The 11,852-nt window shown below is 71.1% G+C and carries 14 protein-coding genes; 7 read left to right on the forward strand and 7 right to left on the reverse strand.

Annotated elements, in window-relative coordinates:
• Window positions 1–23 precede the first annotated feature (23 nt).
• A complete protein-coding gene (locus NVV32_RS16350; RefSeq protein WP_422390879.1) occupies window positions 24–317 on the reverse strand; it encodes a DUF4287 domain-containing protein in 294 nt (97 codons plus the stop codon).
• Between the two features lie 2 nt (window positions 318–319).
• Window positions 320–883 (reverse strand): dihydrofolate reductase family protein, encoded by a 564-nt coding sequence (locus NVV32_RS16355; protein WP_422390880.1) that lies wholly within the window; start codon window positions 881–883, stop codon window positions 320–322.
• 132 nt (window positions 884–1,015) lie between these two features.
• Between NVV32_RS16355 and NVV32_RS16360 the strand changes: the two genes are divergently transcribed.
• Window positions 1,016–2,083, forward strand: coding sequence for a sigma-70 family RNA polymerase sigma factor (locus NVV32_RS16360; RefSeq protein WP_422390881.1), 1,068 nt, complete (start codon window positions 1,016–1,018; stop codon window positions 2,081–2,083).
• Between the two features lie 4 nt (window positions 2,084–2,087).
• The gene (locus NVV32_RS16365; protein WP_422390882.1) at window positions 2,088–2,393 is read left to right on the forward strand and encodes an NIPSNAP family protein; all 306 of its coding nucleotides are present in this window, start codon (window positions 2,088–2,090) and stop codon (window positions 2,391–2,393) included.
• On the opposite strand, the gene NVV32_RS16370 is transcribed toward NVV32_RS16365, so the two are convergent.
• Window positions 2,390–2,836, reverse strand: coding sequence for a hypothetical protein (locus NVV32_RS16370; protein ID WP_422390883.1), 447 nt, complete (start codon window positions 2,834–2,836; stop codon window positions 2,390–2,392). The two genes, NVV32_RS16365 and NVV32_RS16370, sit on opposite strands and share 4 nt — an antisense overlap.
• Before the next feature lie 199 nt (window positions 2,837–3,035).
• Here NVV32_RS16370 and NVV32_RS16375 point away from each other — a divergent pair, with 199 nt between their 5' ends.
• The 5 genes from NVV32_RS16375 (at window position 3,036) to NVV32_RS16395 (ending at window position 8,037) form a co-directional block, all read left to right on the forward strand.
• Window positions 3,036–4,133, forward strand: coding sequence for a WD40/YVTN/BNR-like repeat-containing protein (locus tag NVV32_RS16375; protein WP_422390884.1), 1,098 nt, complete (start codon window positions 3,036–3,038; stop codon window positions 4,131–4,133).
• 13 nt (window positions 4,134–4,146) lie between these two features.
• Window positions 4,147–4,458 (forward strand): MoaD/ThiS family protein, encoded by a 312-nt coding sequence (locus NVV32_RS16380; protein ID WP_055766390.1) that lies wholly within the window; start codon window positions 4,147–4,149, stop codon window positions 4,456–4,458.
• Between the two features lie 173 nt (window positions 4,459–4,631).
• Window positions 4,632–5,918 carry an ammonium transporter gene (locus tag NVV32_RS16385; protein WP_055766387.1) on the forward strand — a complete coding sequence of 429 codons (1,287 nt, stop codon included), beginning with the start codon at window positions 4,632–4,634 and terminating at the stop codon, window positions 5,916–5,918.
• An 89-nt stretch (window positions 5,919–6,007) separates the two neighbouring features.
• Window positions 6,008–7,231, forward strand: a complete 1,224-nt coding sequence (locus tag NVV32_RS16390; RefSeq protein ID WP_422390885.1) for an NRAMP family divalent metal transporter — start codon at window positions 6,008–6,010, stop codon at window positions 7,229–7,231.
• Window positions 7,228–8,037: a putative hydro-lyase gene (locus NVV32_RS16395; RefSeq protein ID WP_055768992.1), complete on the forward strand. Its 810-nt coding sequence runs from the start codon at window positions 7,228–7,230 to the stop codon at window positions 8,035–8,037. Before NVV32_RS16390 ends, NVV32_RS16395 begins: the two co-directional genes overlap by 4 nt.
• 10 nt (window positions 8,038–8,047) lie before the next feature.
• Here the strand turns inward: NVV32_RS16395 and NVV32_RS16400 are convergent, their stop codons facing one another.
• From NVV32_RS16400 to NVV32_RS16415, 4 genes are all read right to left on the reverse strand, one after another.
• On the reverse strand, window positions 8,048–8,323 hold the full coding sequence (locus NVV32_RS16400; protein WP_422390886.1) for a GNAT family N-acetyltransferase: 276 nt from the start codon (window positions 8,321–8,323) through the stop codon (window positions 8,048–8,050).
• 335 nt (window positions 8,324–8,658) lie between these two features.
• Window positions 8,659–9,348 (reverse strand): GntR family transcriptional regulator, encoded by a 690-nt coding sequence (locus tag NVV32_RS16405; protein WP_055766378.1) that lies wholly within the window; start codon window positions 9,346–9,348, stop codon window positions 8,659–8,661.
• Window positions 9,349–9,391: 43 nt separating this feature from the next.
• Window positions 9,392–11,011, reverse strand: a complete 1,620-nt coding sequence (locus NVV32_RS16410) for a 5-oxoprolinase/urea amidolyase family protein (RefSeq protein ID WP_055766376.1) — start codon at window positions 11,009–11,011, stop codon at window positions 9,392–9,394.
• A gap of 28 nt (window positions 11,012–11,039) precedes the next feature.
• Window positions 11,040–11,795 (reverse strand): LamB/YcsF family protein, encoded by a 756-nt coding sequence (locus NVV32_RS16415; protein ID WP_422390887.1) that lies wholly within the window; start codon window positions 11,793–11,795, stop codon window positions 11,040–11,042.
• Window positions 11,796–11,852 lie beyond the last annotated feature (57 nt).

Below are 11,852 nucleotides of genomic sequence, written 5' to 3' on the forward strand. Positions count from 1 at the left end.
TAGGTGCGGCCCATGGCCGTCCGTCACGGAGTGGGCCGCGTCGCCGCCCCGTCGAGCCACAGCTCGGTGGAGACGTCACGGTGCACCCCGCCGGTACCGACATGCGTATCGCTGATCGTGGCGCCGTTCCTGATCACCTGGACGAGGGCCATGGCGTGACCGCGCCCGAGCTCGTGGTCCTCCTTGAGCCAGGCGACGATCTCGCCCGCCTTCACGCCCGGCCCGTCGAACCCCCGTTCCTTCGCCTGCGCCACGAGCTCGCGTGGGGTGAGCCCTGTCTTCGACTCGATCGCATCGAGATATGCCTGAAAGGACATATCTACTCCCCGACCGATCCGGCACGAAGACCGTAGGACGCGAGGACGTTGCCACGGCTCGTCGTCGTGACCTCCTGCAGCTCCAGTCTCGTGACGGGGTCCGCCGCCTCGAACAGGTGGCGGCCCGCGCCCGCCACCACCGGGTGGATCATCAGGGTCAGGGAGTCGAGCAGCCCGGCGAACATGAGCCGGCGGACCAGGGAGATGCTGGCGCACACGGCGATGTCCCCGCCCTCCGTCTGCTTCAGCGCGCGGACGAAGTCCTCGAGCGGCCGGTCCATGAGGGACGCATTCGTCCAGCCGAGCGGACCGGACAGGGAGCGGGACGCGACGAACTTCTCGACGGGATTGATGAAGGCGCCGAAGGGGTCCGCGGCTTCCGCCGCGGGCCAGTACTGCGCCCACTCCTCGTACCCGCGGCGGCCGAGGAGCACGGTGTCCACCCTGCTGATCATGGCTCCCATCCCGGCTCCGAGTTCGTCGTCGAAACTGTCGAGCTGCCAGAGATGGGGGTCCTCCACCACCCCGTCCACCGAGGAGAAGAGGCCTGCTGTGAGTCTGCGCATGGGGTGCTCCGGTCTGTGTCGAATGCTGTTGTCCCCCAGTAGACGTCACCGAGGGCCCGGAATCATCGACCCTCGCCCACTTTTCCGGCCCTGTTTCCCCCGAAGGTCCCCCGCCCTCGCTACGCTCGAGGCATGCAGCCCGCCACCGCCGCGTCGCATCCGGACGCCACGTCCGGCCCCGTCCGGCCCGACGCCTCCTTCGACCACCTCCTGGAGGCCTCACGCCGGGAGCTCACCGGCTACTGCTACCGCATGCTCGGGGCAGCCTCGGAGGCCGAGGACGCCGTGCAGGAGACGATGATCAAGGCGTGGTCCCGCAGGGACACCTTCGCCGGCCAGTCCTCCCTGCGGACGTGGCTGTTCCGCATAGCGCACAACGTCTGCGTCGACATGCTGCGCAGTCCCCAGCGACGCGCGCGGCCGATGGACCTGGGCCCCTCCACGCGGACGGCGGACGCCGTGCTGGGCGCTCCCCTCACCGAGGGGACCTTCGTGCAGCCCATCCGGGACGATCGGGTGATCGACACATCGGGGGACCCCGCCGTCGTCGCCGAGGCACGTGACACGATCAGGCTCGCCTTCATCGCCGCCCTGCAGCACCTGCCACCCCTGCAGCGCAGTGCCCTGATCCTCTGCGAGGTGCTCCGCTGGTCCGCCGCCGAGGTGGCCGACCTGCTCGATGCGACTACGGCGTCGATCAACAGCGCGCTGCAGCGGGCGCGCAAGACCATGGCCGGGCACGAGCCGAGCACCAGCATGCCGCTCGAGGACCCCGCGCACAGGGACCTCCTCGCCAAGTACCTGCGCGCCTTCGAGTCCTACGACATGGACCTGCTCGTCTCACTGCTGCGCGACGACGTCGTGCTGTCGATGCCGCCGTTCGACCTGTGGCTCAGCGGTCCGGACGACGTCATCGCCTGGTTCGTCGGCAAAGGCAGCGTCTGCGAGGGCGGCCGCCTCCTCCCGCTCGGCGTCAACGGTGCCGGCGGCTTCGCCAACTACCACCTCGTGGAGCCGGGCCTCTGGAAGCCCTGGGCCATCCAGGTCATCGAGACCGCCGGGGGCCGGATCATCGGGCACCACAACTTCCTGTACCCCGAACTGTTCGACGCCTTCGGGCTCCCACCGGTCATCGACGAACGGCGGGCCGCCGTCCCGGCGGACGCGGATCGTGCCGGAACCGCGGACGAGAGCAGGTAGGCGGATGATCACCGTGCACCTGCGCTATGAGATCGATCCGGACAGGATCGCCGACTTCGAGGAGTACGGGCGGCGCTGGATCCGGCTCGTGGGGAAGCTCGGCGGCAACCATCACGGGTACTTCCTGCCGGGCGAGGGCGACAGCGACATCGCCTACGCACTCTTCACCTTCCCCTCGCTCGCGGACTACGAGCGCTACCGCACGGAGTCCCGGACGGATCAGGAGTGCATCGAGGCGTACCGCCTCGCGCGGGACAGCGGCTGCATCCGCCGCTACGAGCGCCGCTTCCTCACGCCGATGTTCGGCTAGCCGTCCCGCCCGCCCAGTGCCCATTCCTGCGCCGCCCGCGGGCATTCGAAGTACCGCGTCTCGGACAGCCCCTGGTCGAGGAACGCCGCGATGACCTGGTCCACGGGCCCGGTGCCGACGTAGGCGATGCGCGAGGAGAGGGAACTCTCGAGGATGAGGGTCCGTGCCGCCGCGGCGATGCCGACCATGCCCTGCAGGTGCACCACGAGCGGGAGGCGGTAGCCGTCGGACACGTCGCGGATGACCTCGGCGGCGCCGGCCACGTCCGCGAGGCCGAGCACGGAGCCGGTCGCCCACCAGAGGGAGAGGAGACGCGGTTCGACCCGCACGCAGAACGAACCGGAGCAGAACCGGCAGGGCGGAGCGGGCAGGGCCGGGAAGACGGTCGAGGCAGCCGGGCAGGATCGCAGCGGTGCTGGACTTCCGAGGACGATCTGACTCACGCGGTGCCTCCAGGGGTGGATAGGTCCGCGCCCCAGCGTCCGGATGAACCCACTCTGGCACGACGCAGCGGGCCCTGTCGCCATTCCGGACAGAAGCGGGTAGTCGGCCCTGTACAAAACGAGTGGCGGGTGGCATCGTCCCAAGTGATCCGCACCAGGAGACGGCCCGACAGCCGCCAGGACGCCAACGGGGGCAGCCATGTCAGCAGCACGGAAGACCGTTCTTCTCGCCATCGGGACGAAGAAGGGGTTGTGGCTCGCGACGAGCACGGATCGTGAGACCTGGACGCTCTCCGACCCCCTCTTCCTGATGGAGGAGATCCCGAGCGTCGGCATCGACACCAGGGGCGGCACGACGCGTCTGTTCGCAGGACGCATGTCCTGGCACTTCGGCCCCTGCATCGCGCACTCGGACGATCTGGGGACCACCTGGACCGAGCCGCAGGAGGGGAGCATCCGCTTCGCGCCCGAGGACGGGGCCGCCCTCGAACGTGTCTGGCAGATCCAGCCCGACGCCGAGAACCGCCCCGGTGTGGTCTGGGCGGGCTGCCAGCCCATCTCGGTGTGGAAGTCCACGGACCACGGCGAGACCTTCGAGCTGAACCGGGGTCTCTGGGACCACCCTCATCGCAGCGAGTGGGGCGCGGGCTTCGGCGGCGCGGCGGCGCACACCGTCCTGCCGAGCCCGACGGACGAGACCCTCCATGTCGCCATGAGCACCGGAGGCGTGTACCGCTCCGACGACGGCGGAGCCTCCTGGCGGCCGAGGAACAAGGGCATCAGCGCCTACTTCATGCCGGACCCGGATCCGGAGTTCGGTCAGTGCGTCCACAAACTGGCACGCGACGCCGTCGACCCCGACCGCCTCTTCGCCCAGAACCACCACGGCGTCTACGCGACGACGGACCGGGGCGACTCCTGGCAGTCCATCGCTGACGGCCTGCCGGCGGACTTCGGTTTCGTGATGCTCTCGCACCCGCACCGCAGCGGCACGGCCTGGGTGATCCCGCTCAAGGCCGACGGCGAGCGCATCCCGCCCGACGGGCACCTCGCCGTGCACCGGACGGACGACGGCGGCGCAACGTGGCAGGCGTCCGACGCCGGACTGCTGCGCGGCGAGTACAACGCGGTGCTGCGCGACGCCGCCTGCGTGGACGACGATGCCGTGGCGGGCGTGTATTTCGGGACGCGTGGCGGGAGCGTCTACGCGAGCGCCGACGAGGGCCGCACGTTCCGGGAAGTGGCCAGCCACCTGCCGGACGTCCTCTCGGTCCGGGCCGCCGTCGTCCCCGCCTGAGCGGGTGCACCCGATGGAGACCCTGCCAGGGGCCGCAGCCGGTGACGTCACCGTCCTGATCCCCACGCTGCTGCGACCGTACGTGGAGGGACGCACCGAGGTCGGTCTGACCGTGCCCGAGGACGGCGACGTCGCGGCCCTGCTGGACCGGCTCGGCGAAGGGCGCCCCCTGCTCGAGCAGCGGATCCGCGAGGAGACGGGGGCGCTGCGGCGGTACGTCAACATCTACGTGGATGGTGAGGACGTGCGCCGCCTCGACGGCCTCGCGACGCCCGTGCCTCCCGGGGTGACCGTCATGATCATCCAGTCCGTGGCCGGCGGCTAGGGACCGGGCGCGGCGTAACACAGAGTTAACGGCGGCCGCCGGGGGCGGAAACGTGGCGCTGTCTACCATGGCTCAGCGCGGCGTGCCCTCCCGGTTCCGTACCCCACCCCCTGTGCGGGAACCGGCCCTGTCCCCTCCGGCACGCAGGAGCGCTGTCACGGAAATGGACTCCCATGGATTCTGGAAACGTCGCTTGGATTCTCGCCAGTTCTGCGCTCGTCTGTCTGATGATCCCGGCCCTGGCCCTGTTCTACGGAGGGATGGTCGGTTCCCGGCGCATCCTGAACATGATGATGATGTGCTTCGGCGGGGCGAGCCTCGTGGCGGTGCTGTGGGCGCTCTTCGGCTACTCGATGGCGTTCGGCGACTCGGTGGGCGGGCTCGGCCTGATCGGTGACGTCGCCGAGTACGCCGGCATGGGCCAGCTGCTCGCGGAGGACCCCGCGGCCTCCATCCCGCCGATCCTCTTCGCCGCCTTCCAGCTGTTCTTCGCCTGCGTCACCACGGCACTGGTGGCCGGGGCCGCGGCCGGGCGCATGAAGTTCGGTGCCTGGATGATCTTCGCGGGGGTCTGGGCCACCCTCGTCTACTTCCCGATCGCGCACTGGGTCTTCGCCTTCAGTTCGGAGGACGGCTCCGTGGTGGGCGGCTGGATCGCGAACGACCTCGGGGCGATCGACTTCGCCGGAGGCCTCGCCGTTCACATGAACGCCGGGATCGCGGCCCTGGCCCTGTCGCTCGTGCTCGGCCGCAGCCACGGCTGGCCGACGGTCGACCATGCCAAGCCCCACAGCCGTCCCCTGGTCCTCGTCGGCGCAGGCCTGCTGTGGATCGGCTGGTTCGGCTTCAACGCCGGATCGGCGCTCTCCGCCGGCCAGTCCGCCTCGGTGGTGTTCCTCAACACGGCCGTGGCGGCCTCCGCCGGCCTTCTGGCCTGGGCCCTCGTGGAGCGGATCCGGAACGGTGCCGCCACCAGCCTCGGTGCGGCGTCGGGCCTGATCGCCGCCCTGGTGGCGATCACCCCCGCCTGCGGTGCGGTGAGTCCCATGGGCGCCCTCGCCATCGGCGCCATCGCCGGTGCCGTCTGCTCGCTCGCCGTGGAGCTCAAGTTCCGCCTCGGCTTCGACGACTCGCTCGACGTCGTGGCGGTGCACCTGGTCGGTGGCATCCTCGGCACCCTGCTCATCGGGTTGTTCGCCACCGAGGACGCGCCGAACGGCGTGGCGGGGCTCTTCTACGGAGGGGGCTTCGAGCTGCTGGGGATCCAGTCCCTCGCGACCGTGGCCGTCCTCGCCTACTCCTTCGTGGTCACCTGGGTGATCGCGCAGGTCCTGCAGCGGACCATCGGGCTCCGGATCGAGCAGGAGGACGAGATCCGTGGCATCGACATCGCGGCCCATTCCGAATTCGCCTATCTGACGGACGAGGATCCGGTGGACCTCGGAGCACCCCGTCCGTAACCCTTGCGCGGATTGTTGAACAATCTGTAAACTCCCGTTCGAGGCGTGACGCCCGTCACGCCGCCTGCTGAACCGATGACGGGAACCCCATGGCCGACAGGGCAGCGAAGAAAAGGACACCGGTGGCAGTGCGCCCCGAACGGGGCGCACTGCTGGGAGCCATGTTCCTCATGGCCACCAGCGCGGTGGGGCCCGGCTTCATCACGCAGACCAGCACGTTCACCGTGACTCTCGGGGCCGCCTTCGCCTTCGCGATCCTCGTCTCCATCCTGGTGGACATCGCCGTGCAGCTGAACGTGTGGCGCGTCATCGGCGTGACGGGTCGCCGGGCCCAGGAGCTCGGGAACCTGGTGCTGCCGGGCGTGGGCTGGTTCCTCGCGGCCCTGATCTTCCTCGGCGGCATGGTGTTCAACATCGGCAACACCGCCGGCGCCGGGCTCGGCCTGAACGCGATGCTCGGGGTGGATGCGAAGATCGGCGGAGTGGTCAGCGCGGTGATCGCCATCGCGGTGTTCCTCATCAAGCGCGCAGGCGCGGCACTGGACCGGATCGTCGTCGTCCTCGGTGCCCTGATGATCCTGCTGACCGGGTACGTGGCCGTCGTGTCGCAGCCACCCGTGGGGCTCGCGATCAGGAACGCCGTCATCCCGGACCAGATCGACTTCCTCGTGATCACCACCCTGATCGGCGGGACGATCGGCGGCTACATCACATATGCGGGAGCACACCGCATGCTCGACTCCGGCGTCGTCGGGCCGGCGAACGTCCGCCAGATCACCCAGAGCTCCGTGCTCGGCATCATCGTGACGGGCGTCATCCGCGTACTCCTGTTCCTGGCCATCCTCGGCGTCGTCGCGGGCGGTGCGGAGCTCGCCGGCCAGAACCAGGCCGCGGAGGCGTTCCAGATCGCGGCGGGCGAGGTGGGACTCCGGCTGTTCGGCATCATCCTGTGGGCCGCTTCCATCACGTCCGTCATCGGAGCGGCCTACACGTCGATCTCCTTCATCACCTCCTCCGCCACCGCGCCCCGCCGCCGGAACCTCTACACCTGCGTCTTCATCGCCGTCTCCGCCGTGATCTACCTGCTCGTGGGACAGGCGCCGACGACGCTGCTCATCGCCGCGGGCGCCGTGAACGGGCTGATCCTGCCCGTCGGCTTCGCCGTGATCCTGTGGGTGGCCTGGCGCCGCAGGGACCTCCTCGCCGGGTACGTGTACCCGAGGTGGCTCCTGGTGGTCGGGGTCCTCGCCTGGCTCCTGACCCTCTTCCTCGGCTACCAGTCGCTCAGCGGTCTCGCGAAGCTGTGGGCATGACCGTCGCAGGGGTACCGGCCCCCTCCGATGCGTCGCGGCTCACCGCCGGCGAGGCGCGCGCCCTGTTCCGCGGCGGCACGGTGGCGCCCAGCGCGGGCTGGGCGGACGGCTACACGCAGGCCAACCTGCTGATCGTCCCCGCGGACCTCGCCTACGACGTCCTGCTCTTCGCGCAGCGCAACCCGAAGGCCTGCCCCGTCCTCGACGTCCTCGACGCTGGACAGGTCACCGGGCGCCTCCTGCCCGACGGCGACATCCGCACCGATGCCGCGCGGTACGTGGTCTACCGCGACGGAGTCCCCGTGGAACGGCCCACCGACCTGCTGGAGGTCTGGCAGGAAGACCTCGTGACCTTCATCATCGGGTGCAGCTTCACCTTCGAGTCGGCCCTGCAGGCCGGCGGCATCCCGATCGCGCACATCGACCAGGGCGTGAACGTGCCCATGTTCCGGACCGATCGCCGGTGCTGGCCGGCCGGGAGTCTCGCCGGACCGCTCGTCGTCTCCATGCGGCCGGTCAGCCCGGACCGGATCGCCGACGCCGTCCGGATCACCTCGCGCTACCCGGCCGTGCACGGCGCTCCCGTCCACGTGGGAGACCCGGCAGCCCTCGGTATCGCCGACCTCGGCTCACCCGATTTCGGCGATCCCGTGGACCTGCCCCGCGGCACCGTCCCGGTGTTCTGGGCCTGCGGCGTCACGCCCCAGGCCGCGGTGATGGAGTCCCGGCCGGGCCTGGCCATCGGCCACGCACCCGGCCACATGCTGGTCACCGACGCGCGCGACAGCGACTATCTCGTCCCCTGACGCATCGCGGTCAGAGCCGCAGGGCATCGAGTCCGGCCAGTGCCCCGTCCGGCCCGACGGAGGCGATGCCGTGCACGCGCGCCCAGGAGGTCAGCTCCTCCGTGATGGCGCGCGCGATCCCCGACCACCGGGCGTAGGGCACGACATAGACGTCGGTGACCTCGGCAGCGGCGCCGATCAGGCGGAGTCCACCGCACCCGACGGGCTGTCCCGACGCCAGCTCGTACGCGATGAGGAACACCGCAATGTCCGAGCCGTCGTCGGGCGCGACAGGGACGGGGGGCACGTGCCCGCTCCCGGACTCAGCACGGAGCGCTTCCCGCAGCCCCCTACCCACGGGGTTGGTCCAGGGGACCTGTCGAACCCTCAGCGTCTGCACGGCAGCCTCCTGTGAACGGGGTGTTCTCCCTCACGCTACGGAACGGCGGTTTCAACCGCGTTTCCGGCCGCGAACATCCCTGTGCCGGGAATCCCACGGCCACGCGGCCCGTCCCGATATGACGACGAGGCCCACCGACGGGACGTCGAGCATCCGCGCGTGGGCGTCCGGCAACGACCTCTGTCAGTCCGGGGCCCGGGGTCCCCCCGCCGTTCGGGCTGAGCGCAGCGCCGAAGGACCCGTCAGCTCCGGCGCACCGCCGCGAGGAGTTGGGACTCCGCCTGGTCCAGATAGGCGCGCATGCCCTCCGCTGCCTCGTCCGCCCGGTCCGCCCGCAGCAGTGCTGCGATGTCCCCGTTGGCCTCCACATAGGGCGCGTGGAACGCAGGATCGTCACCCATGCCGTGGAACACCAGGCGCATCTCGGCCAGTACCTCGGACATGATGGCGTCGAACCGCGCACTGCCCGCCCGCGCCACCACCGCCTTGTGGAACTCCTGGTTGGCACCGGCCATGGCGGCGACGTCGCCTGCGTCCCGCGCTGAGCGAGCCCGGGCGATGACGGCGTCGAGCTCGGCCGTCGCCACCCTTGAGCCGGCACCGCCCCAGCGCAGCGCCGCTGGCTCCAGGTACCGGCGGACGCGATAGATCTCCGCGATGTCCTCGGCCGTGGGGCGGGCGACGAAGACCCCCCGGTTGGGGACCCGCGTGACGATGTTCTCCGCGGCGAGGATGCCGAAGGCCTCCCGCAACGTGTTCCGCGAGACCCCGAGCGCGGACCCGAGCGCCTCCTCGAGGAGCTTCGTCCCGGGCGGCAGGTCACCCTCGGCGATGCGGGTCCTCAGCGCACCCGCGACCCACTGCCCCGTATGGGCGTGGCGCGCTCCGCTGGAGAGCCGGCGCATGGCCGCCAGGGCGTCGTCGAACGTCATGATCCCACCCTAACCGGGCCCGCCCGCCCGGTATCCGGTCCGATCAGGGGTCTGCGACGAGGAATCGCACGGTGGAGCCGGGCGGCAGCTGGGCCGCACGGTCCAGGTCGGCGGAGACCACGACGGCGATGACAGGGTACCCGCCGGTCACCGGATGGTCGGCGAGGAACAGCACCGGGAGGCCCGACGGCGGCACCTGGAGGGCGCCGCCCACCGTGCCCTCGCTCGGCAGCTCCCCCTCCCGGGTGCGTTGCAGGGCGGGCCCGTCGAGGCGGAGCCCGATCCGGTTCGACTGGGCGCTGACCGTCCAGTCGGAGGAGCAGAGGCGCTCGAGACCCTCGGCACCGAACCAGTCGTCCCGGGGGCCCGTCCGGATGCGGAGGACCTCCGGCGAGGCGGCGCGCCGGAGGGATTCGGGCTCGCCGACCGGGGACGCGGGCGCCTGCAGTGCCACGGTGAGCGGCGTGCCCGTGACGAGCGGTCGGGGCCCCAGCCCGGACATCGAATCGGTGGAGCGACTGCCGAGGACCTCCCCCGCAGCGAACCCGCCGCGCACTGCCGTGTAGCACCGGAGGCCCGTCGCCGGGGCCGACTGCCGCAGCACCTCGCCGGCGCGCAGGAGGAACGGCGCGCAGACGAGCGGTTCCCGCTCGCGGCCGTCGGGCATCGCGATGGTCAGGCCGACGTCGGCACCCGTCACGGCGAGCACCTGGTCCGTCCCGGCCTCCAGGGCGAGCCCGCCGTTGAGGCTCTCGATGACCGCTGAACCCGCTGCGTTGCCCACGAGTCGGTTGGCCTGGCGGGCAGCGGACCGGTCCAGCGCGCCCGCCTCCGCGACCCCGAGGGACATGAGCCCGGGCCGGCCGAGATCCTGCAGCGTGCTGGAGAGGCCGGGGTGCACCACCATGAGGTGCGGCGGCTCCATCGCGGGCGCCGCACCGCGTTCTGCCGGGCGTACGGGCGCTTCCCCGCCGGTGGCCTCGACCCCGGGTGCGCCGCGTTCGGCCGGCTCCGCGGGTCCGGCCGCTTCCTCCGGCGCGCCGACCTGGACGCGGTGCCGTACCGGGACGAACCGGACGCGGTTCCCGGGTCGGATGAGCGCCGGCTGCTCGCGGTGCGTGTCCCACAGGACGGCGTCGGTGTGCCCGATCAGCTGCCATCCGCCGGGCGACTCCCGCGGATACACCGCCGAGAAGGCTCCAGCGAGGGCCACGGACCCGGCGGGTACGGCGGTGCGGGGTGAGTCGCGCCGTGGCACCTCGAGGCGGGGATCACCGCCAGTGAGGTAGGCGAAGCCCGGCGCGAACCCGCCGAAGGAGGCGGTCCAGGGACGGGAGGAATGGGCGGTGACGACGGCGTCCTCGCTGAGACCTGTCCGCCGCGCCACCTCCGCGAGGTCCTCGCCGTCGTACTGCACCTCGATGGTGACGAGCGTGTCCTCGACCTCCACGGGAAGCGTCGGATCGGTGCTGCGCAGGCGCTCCGCGAGCGCCTCGAGGTGCACCGCGTCGCGCACGGTCACGAGCACGGTGCAGGCCGCCGCGACGACGTCCACCTGTCCGTCGGCCGGCCTGGCCTGCAGCTGGGACTGGATGCTGAGCACCTCTGGCAGGCCCGGCAGTTCGACGAGCAGTCCGCGGTCCCCGACGGCTCGGAGTGTCATCCCGGTCCTACCCGCCGGGCCGGGCCGCTCAGGCGAAGGCACCGATCCCCACACCCGCGGCGGTGAGGGCCCGGCGAACCGCCGCAGCCATGGCGACGGCGCCGGGTGTGTCCCCGTGGACGCAGATGCTCTCGGCCTCGATGCGGATTCGCGAGCCGTCGACGGCCAGCACCTCGCCCTCCGTCGCCATCCGCAGGACGTGCTCGACGACGTCGGTCTCGCTGTGCAGCACGGCGCCGGGTTCACGCCGGGAGACCAGGGCGCCGTCGGGCGTGTAGGCCCGGTCCGCGAATGCCTCGACCACCGTGCGCAGGCCTGCGCTGCGGGCCTCCGACTCGATGACGGTGTTCGGCAGCACGAGCACCGGAAGGGTTGCGTCGACCTCCCGGACGGCCTGGACCACCGCCCGGGCCTGCCGCTCGTGCACCGCGATCGTGTTGTACAGGGCACCGTGCGGCTTGACGTACCGCACCGTGGTTCCGGCGGCCCGGGCGAGCGCCTGGAGCGCACCGATCTGGTAGACGACGTCGTTCGTCAGTTCGGCGGGCTCGACGTCGATGAAACGACGGCCGAAGCCCGAGAGATCGCGATATGCGGGGTGGGCGCCGACACTGACGCCGGCGGCAGCCGCGGCGGCGCAGGTGGCCCGGATGCCGGTGGGGTCCCCCGCGTGGAAGCCGCAGGCGACGTTCACGCTCGATACGGACTCGATGATCCGCGCGTCGTCACCGAACGTCCAGGCGCCGAAGGACTCGCCGACGTCGCTGTTCAGGTCGATCGTCATGTGTGACCTCCATCTCAGTATTCCTCCCAGCATGCATCAGCCACGTGAATTGTTCAA

It is taken from the genome of Arthrobacter sp. N1 (assembly GCF_048288285.1).
Lineage (GTDB): Bacteria > Actinomycetota > Actinomycetes > Actinomycetales > Micrococcaceae > Arthrobacter_D.